This window comes from Trinickia sp. (assembly GCF_051953955.1).
Classification (GTDB): domain Bacteria; phylum Pseudomonadota; class Gammaproteobacteria; order Burkholderiales; family Burkholderiaceae; genus Trinickia.
The window spans coordinates 1-17,978 of sequence record NZ_JBQCIF010000092.1 but is presented as its reverse complement, the minus strand read 5'-3'; the positions used below and the strand labels follow the sequence as shown (position 1 = coordinate 17,978).

General features: G+C 65.2%; 17 protein-coding genes. 6 read left to right on the top strand and 11 right to left on the bottom strand.

All coding sequences use genetic code 11. From position 1 onward, the window contains the following. Window positions 1–190: 190 nt before the first annotated feature. Complete coding sequence (locus ACTHNZ_RS18080) at window positions 191–631, bottom strand: response regulator (RefSeq protein WP_440543929.1); 441 nt, start codon at window positions 629–631, stop codon at window positions 191–193. A gap of 498 nt (window positions 632–1,129) precedes the next feature. Here ACTHNZ_RS18080 and ACTHNZ_RS18075 point away from each other — a divergent pair, with 498 nt between their 5' ends. Together ACTHNZ_RS18075 and ACTHNZ_RS18070 are read left to right on the top strand one after the other, a co-directional pair. After that, complete coding sequence (locus ACTHNZ_RS18075; RefSeq protein WP_440543928.1) at window positions 1,130–1,591, top strand: DUF2844 domain-containing protein; 462 nt, start codon at window positions 1,130–1,132, stop codon at window positions 1,589–1,591. 12 nt (window positions 1,592–1,603) lie between these two features. After that, on the top strand, window positions 1,604–2,848 hold the full coding sequence (locus ACTHNZ_RS18070; RefSeq protein WP_440543927.1) for a DUF3443 domain-containing protein: 1,245 nt from the start codon (window positions 1,604–1,606) through the stop codon (window positions 2,846–2,848). A 23-nt stretch (window positions 2,849–2,871) separates the two neighbouring features. On the opposite strand, the gene ACTHNZ_RS18065 is transcribed toward ACTHNZ_RS18070, so the two are convergent. After that, window positions 2,872–3,741, bottom strand: coding sequence for an NAD(P)-dependent oxidoreductase (locus ACTHNZ_RS18065; protein WP_440543926.1), 870 nt, complete (start codon window positions 3,739–3,741; stop codon window positions 2,872–2,874). A gap of 100 nt (window positions 3,742–3,841) precedes the next feature. Between ACTHNZ_RS18065 and ACTHNZ_RS18060 the strand changes: the two genes are divergently transcribed. Next, window positions 3,842–4,612 carry a Mut7-C RNAse domain-containing protein gene (locus ACTHNZ_RS18060; protein WP_440543925.1) on the top strand — a complete coding sequence of 257 codons (771 nt, stop codon included), beginning with the start codon at window positions 3,842–3,844 and terminating at the stop codon, window positions 4,610–4,612. On the opposite strand, the gene ACTHNZ_RS18055 is transcribed toward ACTHNZ_RS18060, so the two are convergent. Continuing rightward, window positions 4,590–6,146 carry a carbohydrate porin gene (locus tag ACTHNZ_RS18055; protein WP_440543924.1) on the bottom strand — a complete coding sequence of 519 codons (1,557 nt, stop codon included), beginning with the start codon at window positions 6,144–6,146 and terminating at the stop codon, window positions 4,590–4,592. The genes ACTHNZ_RS18060 and ACTHNZ_RS18055 overlap by 23 nt on opposite strands. Before the next feature lie 1,181 nt (window positions 6,147–7,327). On the opposite strand from ACTHNZ_RS18055, the gene ACTHNZ_RS18050 reads away from it, so the two are divergent. Further along, the gene (locus ACTHNZ_RS18050; RefSeq protein WP_440543923.1) at window positions 7,328–7,486 is read left to right on the top strand and encodes a hypothetical protein; all 159 of its coding nucleotides are present in this window, start codon (window positions 7,328–7,330) and stop codon (window positions 7,484–7,486) included. A gap of 97 nt (window positions 7,487–7,583) precedes the next feature. Continuing rightward, window positions 7,584–9,242 (top strand): NRAMP family divalent metal transporter, encoded by a 1,659-nt coding sequence (locus ACTHNZ_RS18045; RefSeq protein ID WP_440543922.1) that lies wholly within the window; start codon window positions 7,584–7,586, stop codon window positions 9,240–9,242. An 89-nt stretch (window positions 9,243–9,331) separates the two neighbouring features. Here the strand turns inward: ACTHNZ_RS18045 and ACTHNZ_RS18040 are convergent, their stop codons facing one another. The 3 genes from ACTHNZ_RS18040 to ACTHNZ_RS18030 form a co-directional block, all read right to left on the bottom strand. Further along, on the bottom strand, window positions 9,332–10,354 hold the full coding sequence (locus ACTHNZ_RS18040) for a class I fructose-bisphosphate aldolase (protein WP_440543921.1): 1,023 nt from the start codon (window positions 10,352–10,354) through the stop codon (window positions 9,332–9,334). A gap of 245 nt (window positions 10,355–10,599) precedes the next feature. Further along, on the bottom strand, window positions 10,600–11,337 hold the full coding sequence (locus ACTHNZ_RS18035; RefSeq protein ID WP_440543920.1) for an Hpt domain-containing response regulator: 738 nt from the start codon (window positions 11,335–11,337) through the stop codon (window positions 10,600–10,602). A 169-nt stretch (window positions 11,338–11,506) separates the two neighbouring features. Beyond that, window positions 11,507–12,415: a DMT family transporter gene (locus tag ACTHNZ_RS18030; RefSeq protein WP_440543919.1), complete on the bottom strand. Its 909-nt coding sequence runs from the start codon at window positions 12,413–12,415 to the stop codon at window positions 11,507–11,509. Between the two features lie 278 nt (window positions 12,416–12,693). Here ACTHNZ_RS18030 and ACTHNZ_RS18025 point away from each other — a divergent pair, with 278 nt between their 5' ends. Then, window positions 12,694–13,560, top strand: coding sequence for a helix-turn-helix domain-containing protein (locus tag ACTHNZ_RS18025; RefSeq protein WP_440543937.1), 867 nt, complete (start codon window positions 12,694–12,696; stop codon window positions 13,558–13,560). 9 nt (window positions 13,561–13,569) lie between these two features. On the opposite strand, the gene ACTHNZ_RS18020 is transcribed toward ACTHNZ_RS18025, so the two are convergent. The 5 genes from ACTHNZ_RS18020 to tnpA form a co-directional block, all read right to left on the bottom strand. Next, window positions 13,570–14,478, bottom strand: a complete 909-nt coding sequence (locus ACTHNZ_RS18020; RefSeq protein WP_440543918.1) for a LysR family transcriptional regulator — start codon at window positions 14,476–14,478, stop codon at window positions 13,570–13,572. A 196-nt stretch (window positions 14,479–14,674) separates the two neighbouring features. Beyond that, window positions 14,675–15,457, bottom strand: coding sequence for an arginase family protein (locus ACTHNZ_RS18015; RefSeq protein WP_440543917.1), 783 nt, complete (start codon window positions 15,455–15,457; stop codon window positions 14,675–14,677). 115 nt (window positions 15,458–15,572) lie between these two features. Continuing rightward, window positions 15,573–17,126, bottom strand: coding sequence for an IS66 family transposase (gene tnpC / locus ACTHNZ_RS18010; protein ID WP_440543916.1), 1,554 nt, complete (start codon window positions 17,124–17,126; stop codon window positions 15,573–15,575). Between the two features lie 30 nt (window positions 17,127–17,156). Next, on the bottom strand, window positions 17,157–17,501 hold the full coding sequence (gene tnpB, locus ACTHNZ_RS18005; protein ID WP_206951009.1) for an IS66 family insertion sequence element accessory protein TnpB: 345 nt from the start codon (window positions 17,499–17,501) through the stop codon (window positions 17,157–17,159). Further along, window positions 17,498–17,926 carry an IS66-like element accessory protein TnpA gene (gene tnpA / locus ACTHNZ_RS18000; protein ID WP_440543915.1) on the bottom strand — a complete coding sequence of 143 codons (429 nt, stop codon included), beginning with the start codon at window positions 17,924–17,926 and terminating at the stop codon, window positions 17,498–17,500. The genes tnpB and tnpA overlap by 4 nt, the downstream gene beginning before the upstream one ends. Window positions 17,927–17,978 lie beyond the last annotated feature (52 nt).

Here is a 17,978-nt window from a genome sequence, read left to right as displayed (position 1 = left end):
CAGCGCGATGACGCATTGCGGGCGGACATAAAAAAAAGCCCGCCGGTTTGGCGGGCTGAATCCATATCAGAGGAGACATGGAGGAGACAACTTCACTCTAGCAAACCGGTTGGTGCGTTGCAACACACCGAATTCCGTAAACCTTTCCCCGTTGCCCGGACGCAACATTCGACGGTGAATCGCCCCCCTTTCACACGAGCGTCATCGACAACAGGAACCCTAGCTGATCGACCCCGACGGGCTTTACCAAATGGACGTCGAATCCGGCCGCGAGCGCCATGTCGCGGTACTGCGGCTGCCCCCATCCGGTCAGCGCAATCAGCAGCAATGCGGATTGCCCGACGATCTCCCGCATGCGCCGTGCCACAGGCAGCCCTTCGAGCATCGGCGCCCCGACGTCGATCAGGGCGGCGTCGAGCGGCATGCGGCGGGCAATATCGAGCGCATCGTCGATGCTTTCGGCCGCAACGGCCTCGTAACCGAGGCTTTCGATCACGTTGACGAGCATCCGGCGCGCCGTCTCGTCGCGGTCGGCGATCAACACGCGCTTGCGGTGCGAGGCGCTTGATTCGCCCTCGTCGTCTCTTCCGTTTGCGACCATTCCTTGCGCGCCGTACCAATCGGATTTCATTGCTTCATCCTCGTTGCACAGGGCTCACTGCGACGCCGGCGATCGGCCGCCGCGGTGCTTCGTCTGATGATTCGCGTTGTCACGGATAGGGGGCTGCCTTATGAAACGAGCGTTTGGAGAATAAGTTCAACGCTCGGTTAAAAATAAGGGTTTCTGCCCACATACGCAAAATTTTTTTCAATCTCGCGGCAGCGAGCCCGTTCATGCGTGCGCTTCAAACGCAGCCGTCTCGCGAAATGGCCTGAACGCCTCGCCGCACCGTGCTCGCAAGCCCTCCATGAAACACGCCCGCGCCCGCCGTTTTCCGCCTCGGCGCATGCGTCCGACCGCGCCTTCCGTCATCGAAGTCGAGATCGGTGCCTAAAGTTCGGCGCCGCGCGTCCGTTCACCTGTCTGGTTACGACATCGGCCGCCCCTGCCGGATCACGAATCCGTCCCCAAGCGCGTGCTGGCTGGCGTTCCCGCCGCGCGCGGCGCATCAACAGCTGAGGAAACGCAGTGAAATCGCATGTTCATTCGGGCGCAATCGCAGTCGCGCTCGCCGCGGCCGGCTTCATCGCCGCACCCGCCGCGCAAGCGGCGCTCGGTCAGCCCGCAGATAGCGTCGCGGCCGACGCGACCCGCCTCGTTGCCATTGCACACGCAAGCAGCGTGCAAGGCCCCTACACCGTCCACACCATCACGCTACCGTCCGGCACGGTCGTGCGCGAATACGCGGGCGCAGACGACATCGTGTTCGGCGTCGCCTGGGACGGCCCGACGCTGCCCGATCTGAAGACGATGCTCGGCGCCGCGTTCGACCGGTTCGTTTCCGCCAGCGCGACGCGCGGCGGCAGCCCGCTGGCGGTCTCGGCGAGCGACCTCGTCGTCTACAGCAGCGGACATCTGCGTGCGTTTTCGGGCCACGCCTACTTGCCGCAAGCGCTGCCTCCCGGCGTCGATGCCGGCGTCGTTCGGTAAGGAGCGCGGGCGATGTTTCGACTATCCGGTTTCAGAGCCGTCGTGCTAGCGGCGCTTTGGTTGACGACGTCCCTGCTCGCCGCATGCGGCGGCGGTGGCGGCGGATCTGGCGGCGGGCCGTCCCCGGTCAGCAATACGTCGCAGGCACCCACGGCCGCCCTCGCGAACGTCGCCGCCATCAGTGTCGACCGCGGCGTGTCCGGCGTGCCGAACATGCCGTTCGTCAGCGTGACCGTGTGCGCGCCCGGCAGCACGAGTTGCCAAACGATCGATCACGTACTGGTCGATACGGGCTCGTGGGGCTTGCGCGTATTCGCCTCGCAACTGCCGGCTTCCGTCGCCCTGCCGCAGCGAACGGCCGGCAACGGCAACGCGCTCGCCGAATGCATGCAATTCTTCGATGGATATACGTGGGGCTCGGTACGGACCGCCGACCTCCGCGTGGGCGGCGAGTTGGCTGCCTCGCTGCCGATCCAAGTCATCGATCCAAACTATGCGGCCGTGCCGAGCAGTTGCTCGAACACGGGCGCGGCGCGCAACACGCCGAGCGCGCTGGCCGCCAACGGCATCCTCGGCATCGGCGTGTTCAAGCACGATTGCGGCGCGGCGTGCGCGAATCAAGCCATTTCAGGCACCTATTACGGCTGCTCGGGTGTGAGTTGCACGCCGACCGCCGTAGCCGAATCGGCGCAGGTGGCCAATCCGGTGCCGTATTTCGGCGCCGACGGCAACGGCGTCATCGTCGATTTGCCGGCCGTGCCGAGCGGCAGCGCGGCCAGCCTCAGCGGCGAGTTGATCTTCGGCATCGGCACCGAGAGCAACAACAGCCTCGGCTCGGCCCAGGTCATCGGGGTCGATCCGGCTCGCGGCGTCTTCACGACGACGCAAAACGGCACGACCTATTCGGGCAGCATCATCGACAGCGGCTCCACGGGGCTGTTCTTCTCGACGACCCAAATGCCGGCCTGCGCCAGCCCCGATCAAGCCTATTACTGCCCGAGCTCGACGGTCCAGCTCAGCGCCGTCAACACCGGCAGCAACGGCATCACGAGCTCGGTCACGTTCAGCGTGGGCAACGCCGCGCAGATCTGGCAAGCCTCCGGCGGCGCACCGGTCATGCCGCTGTTCGCGGGCCCTGCGTTCGTCGGCTCACAAGTGTTCGACTGGGGCCTGCCGTTCTTCTATGGCCGCAAGGTCTACGCCGCCATCGAACAACAGTCGACGCCGGGCGGCACCGGGCCGTACTTCGCGTATTGATCCGCCCCGCGGCGGGTTCGGCCTCAGCGTCCGGCCCGCCGCGCGGCCACCTCGCCGAGCACGGCGAAGTCCTTCTCGCCGTCGCCGCGCGCCATGACCTCGAGCAGGTTGTCGCGCAAGAGGCTGCCGAGCGGCATCGGCGTGGACGTTGCCTCGGCAGCCGCCAGCGCCAGCCGCACGTCCTTGAGGCCGAGCCGCGCTTTGAACAAGGCGGGCTCGTAGCGCCGTTCGGCAATCAGCTTGCCGTAGCCCGCATAAACGGGGCCGGGAAACACGCTCGCGGTGATCACGTCGAGATAATCGGTCATCGCCACGCCATGCCCGGCGAGCAGCGAGGCGGCCTCGCCCAGCGTTTCGATCGCCGATGCCAGCGCGAAATTGGCCGCCAGCTTGACGACGTTCGCATGCTGGGGCAGCGAACCGATGCGGCAGGTCTTTTGCCCAATGACGTCGAAAACCGGCTGCACCCGATCGACGGCTTCGGCAGGGCCCGCGGCGATGATCGTCAGCTTGCCGGCCGCCGCCACGTCGGGCCGGCCCATGACCGGCGCGGCGACGTAGTGGATGCCGCGCGCGGCGTGCTCGCGCGCCATCGCTTCGGCCTGCGCCACCGAGATCGTGGCCATGTTGACGTGGACCAGATCGCGCGGCGCGCCGTCGAGCAGCGCCGCATCGATGACCTGCGCAACGGCGGCATCGTCGGCGAGCATCGAGAAGACACCATCGCCGGCGAATGCTTGCGCGGGCTCGTCGACGATGTGGGCGCCGAGCGCGGCGAGCGGCTCGGCGCGTTCGCGCGTGCGATTCCAGACGCGCACCCGGTGGCCCGCTTTCAGCATGTTTTCGACGATTGCGTGCCCCATGTTGCCGAGGCCGATAAAACCGATGTCCATCGCTCGCTCCTATGCTCGAAAACCGGCAGTAGAGCATGATTGCCGAGAACTTGCCCGCCAAGGGCGCACGCATCGGCGCCGCCGGTGCGATACTCGTGCGATGCCGCCCGTTACCGCCACGTTTCGGTTTTACGAAGAGCTGAACGACTTTCTCGCCCGGCCGCTGCGCGCTCGCGCCTTCAGTTGCGTCTGCGCGCGCAACGCCACGGCCAAGCACATGATCGAGGCGCTCGGTGTGCCGCATACCGAGGTCGAGCTCATCATCGTCAATGGGGAATCGGTCGGCTTCGACCGCGTGCTCGTGGACGGCGACCGCGTGGCCGTCTATCCGAAATTCGAAGCGCTCGATATTTCGCCGCTGCTGCGTGTGCGCGAGCGGCCGATGCGCACGATCCGCTTCATCGCCGACGCCCATCTGGGCGGACTCGCGCAGTTGCTGCGCCTAGCCGGCTTCGATACGCTCTATGACAATCATTTCGCCGACGATGAGATCGAGGCCCTGGCACACGCGGAAGGCCGCATCGTGCTCACGCGCGATCGCGAGCTGCTCAAGCGCCGCACGATCACGCATGGCTGCTACGTCAGGGCGCTCAAGCCGCAAGCGCAATTGCGGGAGGTGGTCGACAGGCTCGACTTGGCCGGCAGCGTTCGAGCGTTCCGGCTCTGCCTAGCGTGCAACGCCCCGCTGCGCCGCATCGACAAGGCGCAGGCGGCCGGCCGTGCGCCCGAAGGCGTGCTCGAGCGCCATGCCCAGTTCGTCACGTGCGACGTTTGCCGGCGCGTCTTCTGGGAAGGGTCGCATTGGAAGCGCATGCGCACGCTGATCGACTCGCTCGTGCCCGAGCAGGTCAGAACGTCAGGACCGTCCTGACGCCGGCGACGGCTTCGTTGCCGATGCGCGCGCCGCCCGCGCTCGGGTTCGGGTTCGGCACGCCGCCGCCTGGGCGGAAGAAGTATTGGAAGTCTGCCTGTACGAGCCACCACGGCGCGACTTGATACTGATAGGTCGCTTCGACCACGGTCTCGGCCGTCCGCACTGGGTAGCCCGGTGTCGTATTCGCCCCCACGTCGCGATCGAATGCGCTCGCGTGCGAGCCGATGTCGGCATAGCCGAGCGCGAGACCGACTGCGTCGTTGTCGCGGCCGGCGAACGGCGCCTTCATCACGACGCCGGCATTGGCGCCGAAGCCCACGACGTTGCGATCGCCCGGTGCCGCCATGACTCGCGCGAACACGCCGATCGAACGCGGCGAATCGGCGCTCGGCCGCCAGACGGTTTGGTCTGCCACGGCGTAGAAGCTGAAGTTGCCGTGCCGCATGCGCGACTGCCCGTTCGACGCCGGATCGGCCAACGACAGGCCATCCGTGCCCTCGCGCTGATCGGCAAAACGCGTGGTGTCGTACCAGAAGCCGAGCTTGTAAGTGCCGGGCAAGACGCTCGATGCTTGCGGCGGTTGCGGCGCGCCGGCAGCCGGTGCTTGACCGATCGCGTATTGGACTTCGCCGATGAACAAGGCCCCGTTGTGTACGTTGAAGCGCGTACCGGTGCCGTTCAGCTTTTGCGGATCGCCGACGCCGGGCGCCGGGTTGCCGTCGAAGACGCCGCCGAGAACGGTCACCGCATCGCTCACCTTGTAGCGCGCGCGCACGCCGAGCGACGACAACGGATAGGCAGGACCGCCCGCGGGCAAATCGGCCGCCGCCAGCACGGGCCAGCCGAACGTCGCGTTCAGAAACGTGTTCGCGTATTGGCTGACGATGAATTCCTGATCGAGGCTTTGCTGGCCGATCTTGACGTCGAATGCATCGCCGAACGATTGCTGATACCAGAGCTCCCACAGGCGCGTGGTCGGCTCGGCTTCGACGCCGCTCACGCTTTGCAGCGTCGAAAGATGCGAGGCCGTGATGCCGTGCCCGTGAATCTGCAATGCATCGACGAAGAATTGACCGCCCTTCAGCCCAAAGGCCTTATCGGTGTCGACGTTCAAGCCGAATTGCGTCGCGCCGTCGTAGGCCACGCCGCGCTTCGTGCCTCCTGAAAAGTTGCCGAACAGCTCACTCGTTTCTTGCAGATTGAACGTGATGCCGTGATCGCCGAGCAGCGTGCGCAGGCCGCCCATGTCGCCGAAGAGCGCCGAGCGATCCCAGAGGCCCGCGGGCGCGGCAGCAGCCTGCGGCGCCTTGGCAGCGTCGTTCGACTCGTTCGATTCTTTCTGTCCATTCGAGCCCTCAGCGCTCGCCGCGGGTGCGGGTGCGGGGGCGTCGGTGGAAGCGGTTTGCGCGTGCGCCGGCATGGATATGCTGCCCGCCACGGCGAGCAGGAGCACCGCCGCAGCAGCCGGCGTGCGGCACGAAGGCGTATGGAGATAGTCGCGCGAAGCGCGCAGGAAACGTTCGACGTACATGGAAAACGCAACTCCCCGTTGGTCCGGCCTCGAGCCGGAGACAATGCATGAACGACACGCAGCGCGCGATCGTGCGAACGCGGCAAGCGGCCATGAAATCGGAAGTGGGCGACGGACGGAACGTCATCGAGACGATCCGATAAGAAGCGCACTGACCCGCACAACGCGAGTCAGCGGCTGAGGAGGCTCAGTATCGCTGACGCGCGATTGCAAACGAACTGCCGGCGCCGGCCGGCAAACAAGATCGACTACTAGAGCCTGCGTCCACGAAGGACTCTCCTCTGAACTAAACAGCGCGGATTCTATGCGCACCTATTTTGGTAATGCAAGTGTAATCTCACGAATCGTGCACGCTGTAGCGGCAGTGGCGCTCCGCAGCGGGACCGGCATGACGCCTCGCCCGCATAGACATTCGCCGGTTCGTTCAGCGCACACATTGTGCGCGACCGATGTTGCGCGCATCTGACACCATGCCGAACGGAAAAGGCGCCGCACATCAAAGGCGCCCGCCGCAATGCGCACGCAAACGCACGGACGCACTCACATTTTTTAACGTGCTACCGAAATCGCAAGTTGACGCCGGTTCCCTGCGGCAACTAAAATTTCACTAATTCCACAGATGGGGCATTTGCCTTGGACAGTTGCAGTAGTCGACCTTCGAACAGTGTTTTTGCCTGATAGGCACGACGCCAGCTGAATTCTTCCTTTAGCCACCGTCGAGCCAACAGGCAGACGGTGCGCATCGCAGTCTTTTCCTAGCTTCTTTCGCGCATCGATTTCGAATGGCCATCGTGCCGTTCGGCGCCGCTTTGCGTTCGTTCACGCATGCGCGCCCAACGGTGCGTTGCCGCGTGCGCGTTCGCATGCGGCCGAACCGTATGCGTCGGCACCGCGCTTAAAGCATCGTTGCCGGCGTGCCGATGAACACGTTCATGCGCGCCTCGCGTCTGGACTGTCCGTACCTTGCGAGAAAGGAGTCTTCGATGACCGACCCCGACCCTAGCCGATCTTCGACGCGGCGCCCGCATCCGCTGCGCGCCGCCTGCATCGCCTGAACCGAGGCCGCATGCGTTCCTTCGCGCTCGATCCGCATTAAGCGGGACGGGCGAGCAGAAACCGACCGGGCCTTCGAATCAGGCCTTTCGTCACTCAGGTTTCAACCATTGCTCGAAGGAATCGCCATGTACTTCGCTCTGCTCGTCACGCAACTGCCGCATCTCACCGACGCTCGCGGCCACTATCCGAACCCTCTCGCTCGAGCCACCCGCACGCACCGCGCACGCCAGATTGCCGCGCGCTGCCTCGCCGGTATTGCCGGACTGCTCAAGTTCAACGGCTGAGCGGTGGCCGCGGGCTGCCCGCTGCGAGATCGCACGCGCCGGCGGCCTGCTCGCCATCACGAATAGAAAATCAAAGCATCGCTAAGGAAAAGACACAATGTCCACGCCAATCAACGTCTCGCCGGCACGCCGCGCCGTGCTCGACGACGCCCACATCGGCGACATCAAAGGGGCCTTCGGGACGATCGCGCACCATGACACCGCGCCGCGCCGCAATTGGGCCGCGCGCCTGCGCACGCTGCTCGCCATCCTCGGTCCGGGGCTCATCGTCATGGTCGGCGACAACGACGCCGGCGCGTTCGGCACCTACACGCAAGCGGGCCAGAACTACGGCACGACGCTGCTGTGGACGCTCGCGCTGCTGATCCCCGTGCTCTACGTCAATCAGGAAATGGTGCTGCGCTTGGGCGCCGTCACGGGCGTCGGCCATGCACGCCTCATCTTTCAACGCTTCGGCAAGTTCTGGGGCGCCTTCAGCGTCGTCGATCTGTTCTTGCTCAATGCGCTGACGATCGTGACCGAGTTCATCGGCATCACGTTCGCACTCGATTTTCTCGGCGTATCGAAGATCGTCGGCGTGGGCATCGCGGCGGTGCTCACGATGGCGGCCGTCAGCACCGGCGACTTCAGGCGCTTCGAACGATTCGCGATCGCGCTGTGCTTGCTGAGCCTTTTGCTCGTGCCCGTGCTCGTTTCGATCCACCCGCCCATGGGCGTCATCGCGCGCGATTTCGCCGTGCCGAGCTGGCCCAAGGATTCGCGGCTGTCCGACGTCATGCTGCTCGTGATCGGCATCGTCGGCACCACCGTCGCGCCGTGGCAGTTGTTCTTCCAGCAAAGCTACGTGATCGACAAGCGCATCACGCCGCGCTTCATGAAGTACGAAAAGATCGACCTGTGGATCGGGATCGGCTTCGTGATCGTCGGCGCCGTTGCGATGATGGCGTTCACGTCCGCGCTGTTCGGCGGCCGTCCCGAGTTCGGTCAGTTCACCGATGCCGGCGGCGTGATCGCTGGGCTGCACAAGTACGTCGGCCAAACGTCGGCCACGATCTTCGCGGTGACGCTGCTCGACGCGTCGATCATCGGCGCGGCGGCCGTCTCGCTCTCGACGGCCTATGCCATCGGCGACGTCTTCGGCATCCGCCATTCACTGCACCGCAGCGTCCTCGATGCGAAGGGCTTCTACCTCGTCTACTTCGGCATCGTCGCGCTCGCCGCGGTGCTCGTGCTGATGCCGGGCAGCCCGCTGGGCCTGCTGACCGAAGCCGTGCAAACGCTGGCCGGCGTGCTGCTGCCAAGCGCCACGGTGTTCCTGCTGCTGCTGTGCAACGACAAGGCCGTGCTGGGGCCCTGGGTCAACTCGAAACGGTTGAACGTCTTCACGGGTGGCGTGATCGCGATCCTCGTCGTGCTCTCGATCGTCCTGACTGCCGCGACCGTCTTCCCCGATATTTCAGGCGCGGCGATCATCCGGATTCTCGTCGGCGGCATCGGGCTTTTTGCGCTCGGGTATCTCGGCGCGGAATTCGTGCGCAGCCGGGACGGCACGGCCGCCGCAGCGAAGCGCGCAGCGACCGCGGCGCACGCGGAAAACCGCGCGCTGCGCGATACGTGGCGCATGCCGGCGCTCGACGAGTTGCCGCCGCCGAAGCTCACGTTCGCCACGCGTTTGTGGATGGGTTCGCTGCGCGGCTACCTCGTGATCGCCGTCGGGCTCGTGATCGTCAAAGTCGTGCAGATGGCCCTGCATTGAGCGGTTCGGGGGCGCCGGCTGCGACCGGCATCTCAATGAAAAAGCGAAGCGGCTAGCGGCCGCTTCGCTTTTTTTGCGTGGTCGGCACGCTACGCCGCCGCCTCCTCCTTGGCGTCATAGCAGCCGCGTGCGGCAGCACCGTTCAGCCGCGCGCGCTCGAGCAGGGCCTGCTGCGCCGCTTCGACGTTTTCCGGATTCCCTCGCCAGCACGCGAGCGGCGGCTCCTGCAACGCGCGCCCATACGAGAAGCTCAGCGGCCAAGGGCGGCGTCCCGTGCGATTGATCGCGTCGAGATGGACACTCGCTTCGCGCGGCGTCTGACCGCCCGAGAGGAAGTAGATGCCGGCCACGGCCGGCGGCACCGTGCGGCCGAGAACGGACACCGTGCGCGCAGCGACCTCGCTCACCGGCGCTTGCCGCGCATGCGCCTTGCCGGCGACGACCATGCTCGGCTTGAGCAGCATATGCTCGAGCACGACCGCATGGCGATGCAGGGCATGAAAGACCTCATGCAGGACCGCCTCCGTCACCTCGAAGCAGCGATCGATCGAATGATCGCCATCCATCAACACCTCGGGCTCGACGATCGGGACGATGCCCGCTTCCTGGCAAATGGTGGCATAGCGCGCGAGCGAGTCGGCATTCGCCTCCACGGCGAGCCGGCTCGGCAGCGTGTCGGAGACGTTGTAGACGGCGCGCCACTTCGCGAAGCGCGCGCCTTGCGCCTTGTATTTCTCGAGCCGGCCGGCAAGACCATCGAGCCCCTGCGTGATTTCATCGCCGGGCGCGTGCGCAAGCGCGATTTTCCCCGTATCGACCTTGATCCCCGGGACGATCCCCTGGCGCGCGGCCAGGCTCGGCAGCGGCTCGCCGTCGTCGGCACGTTGGCCGAGCGTTTCCTCGTACAAGATGACACCGCTCACGTATCGGCCGAGGCCGGGCGTCGACAGCAGCAGCGTCCGCCACGCGCGGCGGTTTTCCTCGGTCGATTCGACGTCGATCGTCTTGAACCGCTTGGCGATCGTGGGGCCGCTTTCGTCGGCGGCGAGCAGGCCCTTGCCGTCCTGCACGATGGCGTCGATGGTGGATTGCAATGCGCTGTCGTTTTGCATCGTCTGCTCCTTTCGCAACAGGCTTCGCGCACCGCGGCGGGCTTTCGCGCGTGCGGCGGTCGTCCTGGGTAGGCGCGGGTCGCCCCTCTCGATTGTTTATAGACGGGGCGGATATGCGTGCGCCAGCCGCCGACGTGCGCTCGACCGCTTAGGACGTTAGGACGGGCGAGCAATTGGGGTGCCTGGTCTTTTTCAGCAGGCGCTGCTCGACCGATACGCTCACTCGGCATGCATCCGGCTGCGGCTCAGACCGGCCCTGCCCCGCGACCGATTTGCGCGCAAAGGATCAGGAAGCGCTCGATTCGTGCGGCGTTCGCTTCGAGGCCGCCGCGGCGGATCCGCACCTGCAACTGAGCACAAGCGTGCCGCGCTCGCGCATCGCCGAGCACGGCGAGCGCGCCGCGAAGCCGATGAAGCAGCGTGAGCGCGGCCTCGTCATCGAGCGATGCGAGTGCGGCGCGCAGCGCCGTCTCGTCGTCCGGCCAGGCTGCCGCGAAGGCCTCGCGCAAGGCGCGGCGCGCCGATGCGGCCGGCATACGGCCGTGCCGGCCCGGCAACGAGCCGCCGGCATGCGCTTCCAATAACCCGCGCAGTTGCGCGACGGAAAAAGGCTTGCGCAGCACCGCGGCAAAGCCGCCATGCGGCTCCGCATCGGCAGGCGCGACGCTCCGGCTCGCCGGCGCCGGCTCGCGCCAGGCCGTTCCGGCGATGACCGGCATGGACAAATCGTGTGCGCGCAGCGCCGCCAACAAGGCTTGGCCGCCCATCGCCGGCATGCACAGATCGGTGATGACGAGGTCGTAGGGACGATCGAGCGCGAGATGCAGCGCCTCCGCGCCATCCACAGCCGTGTCGACGCACCGGCAGCCGAGCGCGTCCAATTGATCGGCGACGATGAAGCGCGCGAGCGCATCGTCGTCGACGACGAGAATGCGCACGTCGCGGCGCGCAGCGTTTTCGGTCGAATCGTGAAAATCGAGCATGGTGGGCCTCCCGGCGCGCGTGCGCCGCACCATGCATCGACACGCGCACCGCAAACGAGCGGCGACGATACCGCTCGATTCGCTCCGTTTGCCGGAACCGCCGAAAAAAAGGACCGCGTGCCGGTCGGCCCGTGGGCGCGGCCGGCACACGGCCCGGCCCGGACCGACCCTACCTGAGCGCCCGCCCGCGCGAGCCCAGCAGCCGGAGTTGCCGAAATACGTTGAACGCGATCAGATTGCCGAGCACGACGAGCGCGAGGCCCACCGCCGCCGGCACCGACCACCGATACCCTTCGAAGACGGTCGATACGGCCAGCGCCACGAACGGGAACAGCACGGTGCTGTAGGCGGCCCGCTCGGGGCCGATGCGCCCGACGAGCATCAGATACGTCGTGAACCCGATCACGGACCCCGGCACGGCCAGATACGCGAGCGCGCCCAAGTAGCGCGGCGTCCATTCGGGTTCGAACGAGAAGCCGGCCGCGAGGCTGCCGAGGGTGAGAATGCTCGCACCGATCAGCATGGCCCAGCCGTTGGTCGCGGTCGGATGCAGCCCCATCGATTGCATGCGGCTGGACAGCAGATTGCCCACGGAAAAGCACATCGTGCCGACGAGCGTGATCACCAAGCCGAGCCACATGGCGTGGTCGCCCGCATGGCCGATCATCTGCGGCGCGAACAAGCAGAGAATGCCGACGAGGCCGAGCACCGCGCCGACGATCGCGCTCGGCTGCAACGCGCGGCCCATGAACACGCGGCCGTTGATCGCGTTGAACAGCGGCGCCGTGGAGAAGACGACGGCGACGAGGCCGCTCGGCACGATCTGCTCGGCGTAATAGAAGCACAGGAAGTTGCAGCAGAACAGCGCAAGCCCTTGACCGAAGAGCAGCGGCCAGGCGGCGCGCGGTGGCCGCATCGGACGGCGCATCAGGCGCACGATCGCGAGCATGACGATGGATGCCAAGATGAAGCGGAACGCGATCGAGACGGGGGGAGCGACGACGCCCGTCTGCCACTTGATGGCGATCCAGGTGGTGCCCCAGATGAGCACGGTGGTCAGATAAAGCAGCAGGTTCATCGAAAAACTCGAATCAGTCGTCAGAAATCAGGGATCAGGGATCGGTAAAGCAAGCCGGCGCGGCTCGCCGATCCCCCACTATGCAACGGCGGTTCTCCCCGCGCGTTGTCTATCCTTGCGGTTTTATTCGCCCGCGCCAAAGGGGTGTCCGCACGCCCTTCCCACTTTCTTTATACTCATCCGGTCTTGATTCGATTCGCATTGCCGACGCCGTGATCGCAAGCCCCTTCGTCCCTGTCCCCATCGAGGCCTCCGGCGCCGACGCGCCGCCGTTCGGCATGCACTCGGTCGGGGTGACGCTCGCCAATGCCAATGCGACGCTCGAGCGCTTCGCTTGGCTCGGCGACCGGCTCGCCGCGGCCGTTTGGCGCCGCGACATCGTCGAAGACGAGACCGCCTACGACAACCCGGGCCATCACACGCTCTCGTGCTATCTGAACGGCGGCTATCGCACCGAGCGCCAGAAGTTGCCCGGCCAGTACGGTGCGCCGCAGCGGTTGTGCGCCCTTCCCGGCGATCACGAATCGCGCTGGTGGGTGCGCGGGCACATGCACTTCATGCATCTGTACTTCCTGCCCGAGCATTTCACGCGCCGCGCCGTGCACGAACTCGATCGGGAGCCGCGCGAACTGACGCTCGCCGATCGCACGTATTTCGAGGATGCCCGCATGGCGAGCCTATGCCATGCGCTGGCCGCGCAACCGTGGGAGACGAGCGACGATCGCCTGCGTGCGAACGAGACCGCGCACGAAATCCTGAGCCTGCTGCTGCGCAGTCAAGGCGTGCGCCGCGGCGACGCACCCGTCACGGGTGGGCTTGCGCCGGCGGTCAGACGCAGGCTGCGCGATTACATCGACGCGCATTTGACCGAGGCGATCACGCTCGGCGATCTGTCGGAGGTAGCGTGCCTATCGGAATTCCATCTTTCGCGCATGTTTCGCACGTCGTTCGGCATGCCGCCGAATGCGTGGATCGCCGAGCGCCGTGCCGATTTGGCGCGGCAACTGTTGCGCACGACGTCGTTGTCGGCGCAGGACATCGCCGCCCGCACGGGCTACGCCAATGCGAGCCATTTCAGCCATCGCTTTCGAGCGGCCGTCGGAGTCTCGCCGCTGGCCTACCGTCGCGCGACGGCGTGCGTCTAGTAAGAAGCGCTAGGCGTGGCGCTCCAAGTACGTCCGCAATGCGTCGATGACGGCGGCGACCTTCGGCGAAGGCTGGCTCGCCGATGGAAAAACGGCCTGAATCGCGGCCGGCTCCCCGGCCCATTGCGGGAATAGGCGCACGAGACGCCCGGCGGCCAGATCCTCGTCGACCGAGAAGTTCGTGAGGAGTCCGAATCCCATCCCGGCCAGTGTGGCGGCGCGGCAGGCGCTGGCCGTGTTCGAGACGAACGTGCGCTTGCAGCGGATGCTGACGCGCTCGCCGCTGGCGTCGCTCAGCGAAAGCGTGTGTGCGTGGGCGAGCGTCGATAGGGCGACGAACGGCCAGTTAGCCAGCTCCTCCAGCGATTCGGGCAGTGGTCGGCCGGCTAGAAACGTGGGGCTCGCGACGAGCCACCGCAAGTACTGACCGAGCCGTGCGGCCCGGTAGCTCGAATCCTTCAGATTCCCCAAGCGAACGGCGACGTCGATGCGCTCGGCGACGAGATCGACATAGCTTTCCGAGCAAATCAGTTCCACCTCGAGTTCCGGATGCAAGCGCCGCAACTCGGCCAGCGCCGGGGTCACGACGAGGACGCCGTAATCGATCGGCGAGGCCACGCGCACGACGCCGCGCAAGGGACCCGACCGCGCCGAGATGGCGGCGAGCGCATCGCTTGCGGTTTGCACGCACGCGCGGCTTGCTTCGTAGAGTGTCCGTCCCGCGTCGGTCAGACTCGATCGGCGTGTCGTGCGGACGATCAACGTGGCGCCGACTTCGGCTTCGAGCCGCTGAATGTGGGTGCTCACCATCGTTTTAGCGAGACCGAGCCGCTGCGCCGCCGCGCTCAACGAGCCCGCCTCGACGACGGCGGCGAAGACAACGAGGCGGTTCAGATTGATGTCGCGCAGGTCGGACATGGGGATTGTCTAACGTCGATGGACTGTCGTTGTGTGATTATCCACCTTACTGGGACCAACCACGCTTGAAGATACCCGGTAATGAAAAACAGACAGTCATTTGCAGATCGGGAAAATCAACGCTGTAGAAGCCGCCAGACGCAGGCGTTCGTGAACAGAAAACAAACCGCGTCCCACACCGTTCAAAATGTTGTGCTCAAGGTCCGCCCGCAAAGGTGTAGACGGAGCCGTCGTACGGTTCGGCACCTCCGAGCTGAAAGACATAGCGGCCGATCAGCCTGGCAGCAATCGCGGCCACGCCGTGTGCGCCATGATCTGCATCACCGATTTCCACGAACTCCATGCCGACGACTCGGAAGTCCCGAACCAACTGATCGAAGCACGTCAACAAGGGGTAGAAGCTAAGCCCCCCTAGCACCGGTGTTCCCGTTTGGGGCTGCTCAGCGTTGCTAAGCGCATCGACGTCGAAACTGATAAACCAAGGCAGCGAGCGGTCCATCTGCTCAAGCAGCCGCGCATAGCCTCTTGTTTCCGCCTCTAAAGCGGAAATCGTTCTAATTTTTGAATCATGTTCACAACATAGCTGATGTGTCGGCTGTCGGTAAAAATCCCGAATTCCGACCTGCCAGATGGCAGCCACATGCTTCATTCGGCGGACCCAATGCATGACGTTCGCATGATTTAATTCCGCATCGCAAGCTCCACCGAGTGCGTAAAGATCGGGATGCGCGTCAATGTGCAGCACGCCTAAGCGCGGATAGCGCTCCGCGAGCGCGCCGATCGTGTAGAAGGCTTGCGCGTGGTCGCCGCCCAATACAATCGGCGTTGCGCCCACATGCAGAATGCGCTCGCATACGTAGGCCACGCGCTCCCCGACTTCTCTCGCGCTGTCGACGGCAGGCGAGAACTGCACGTCACCAAGATCGAACAAACGCAAATGTCGCGCGTCAATCTTTGTCCCGAAATCCAGGTCGATCATGACATCTGAGTCGTCCCCGCAGCCGGAACGTAAGCACCTCGCGAAGGCCGTTCGCAATACGGCGCACACGTGAGGCATGATTGGTTATCGGGCGCTCGGGTTGGCCCGCTAGCAATCAGCCCGTGGAGGCAGGCGGGCAAGACTTGCCTGGCAGCTTGCTTGCCACGTTCCAGGGTAGTAATTCGTCGATGCGGTTAATGGGGTGATCAGCGATATGGGTCAGCACGTATTCGAGGTAAGCGCGCGGATTGATTCCGTTGAGCTTGCACGTGCCGATCAAACCGTACATCGCCGCAGCGCGCTGGCCCCCGCTATCGGAGCCGGCGAACAAGAAGTTCTTGCGACCCAGACTCACACAGCGCAGCGCGTTTTCGGCCAGGGCGTTGCTGATCTCGGCACGGCCCTCTTCGCAGTACAGCGCGAGGGCATCCCACTGGTTAAGCGAGTAACGGATCGCCTTGGCCAGGTCGGATTTCTTCGACAGCGTGGCAAGCTTGTCCGTCATCCACGTCTTGATGGCCGCGAGCAGCGGGATGCTTTTCTCCTGGCGCACGCGAAGCCGCTGCGCGGCGGGTTTGCCGCGGATGTCGGCCTCGATCGCGTAAAGTCCGCCGATCAGTTCGAGCACCTGCCGGGTCGCATCGGTCGGCGTTCGGGCATGCACGTCGTATATGTACCGTCTCGCGTGGTCCCAGCATGCCGCCTCGCGAATCTTGCCGCTCTCGTACAGTTCGTTGAAGCCACTGTAGGCGTCGGCCTGCAAGATGCCCTCGAATCCGGCCAGATGGGTTTGGGGATGAATGCCTTTGCGGTCCGGCGAGTAAGCAAACCACACTGCGGCCGGTTCGGTCGAGCCCGAACGGGTGTCATCGCGCACATACACCCACAGGCGCCCCGTCTTCGTCTTCTTCTTGCCCGGCTCGAGTACCGGGATAGGCGTGTCATCCGCGTGCAGCTTCGACGGTGCCACCGTGTAGCGGCGCAGTGCCTCGGTCAGCGCATCGCAAAGGGCCTCGCACTGGCCGACCCAGCGGCCCATGCTGGCCGGGTCGAGTTTCACGCCGTCGCGCGCGGCAATCTGCGACTGGCGGTACAACGGGGCGTGGTCAGCGTACTTCGAGACGAGGATGTCGGCCAGCAGGCTCGGATGGGCGATGCTGCGCGTAATCGGCAGACCGGGCATCGGCGGCTGCGAGAAGTGGTGGCCGCACGGACAAACCGTCTTGCGCCGGATCGTACGAATCACCTTGAACGCCGCAGCGACGCGCGCGAGTTGCTCGGACACGTCTTCTCCGAGCGGCTGCATCGCGCTGCCGCACTTCGGACACGTTGCGTCAGCCTCCAGTACACGTTCTTCGCGTGGCAGGTGTGGCGGTAGCGCTTCTTTCGGCGATGCGTCGCTCACAGGCGTGCTTGCGCTTGATTGGCGGGCGCGCCGCACATCAGCGACGCCGCGCTCGCCCGTCAGGTCCTCGAGCGCGGTTTCGAGCCGTGCAACCTCCCGATCCAATTGCTCGGACTTGCGCCCGAATTGCATCCGCCTAAGCTTGTCCAGTTGCGCCTTGAGCTGCTCGATCTCCAGATCGCGCTCGGCAAGCTGAGCACGAGCCTCGAGCAGCAAGGCTCGCAGCGTTTCAACATCGTCAGGAAGTTCGGCGCCGTTCGACATGCGGCGCAGTTTACGAGCCTTCTGCTCGGTTTACAACATCGACAGTGCAGCGGTGCGGCGCGGCTGCCGCCAATCGATGCCTTCGAGCAACATCGACAATTGCGCCGCCGTCAGATGGACCTTGCCGCCATCGGCCTGCGGCCAGACGAAGCGGCCCCGCTCAAGCCGTTTCGCAAGAAGCCAGAGCCCGTCTTCGGTCGCCCACATGAGCTTCACCAGATCGCCGCGCCGGCCCCGGAAGATGAATACGTTGCCGCCCAGCGCATTGTCCTCGAGCGCCGTCTGCACCTTCGCGGCCAGCCCTTGGAATCCGCAACGCATGTCGGTGACGCCGGCTACCAGCCAGACGCGTGTACCCGTGGGCAGCGAGATCATGATCGCAAGCTCCCCAGTACAACGCGTAGCGTGTCGGCCTCGACGATGCCGTCCACCTTGACGACCACCTCGCCGAATCGAATCTCGATCGTCCCGGCTCGTGTAGTCCGGTTGCCGACTGCCCGAGCATCCGAGGGCATGGTCACGCGCTGCGCCGGCGTTTCATGGACCACCGCCACGGGAATCAGCGACGTCGTTTGGGCCTGCAATTGCTCGCGATAGCGACGCCGCCACGTGAACAGCATGTTCGTATTGATGCCATTCTCGCGCGCCAGCTTTGCGACCGATGCACCCGGCTCGCATGCAGCGGCCGCAAGCCGGCGTCGAAACTCGCGATCGTAGTTTGGGCGTCCCTTGCGGCTACCCGGCTTGGCTTCCGGCTCTGTCACAGTGATGTCCATCAAATCGAAAATGATGGGCACCACTTTGATGTCGCTTCTCGCCCTCGTCTATGACGGTCGTCGTGAGGCGCTTACG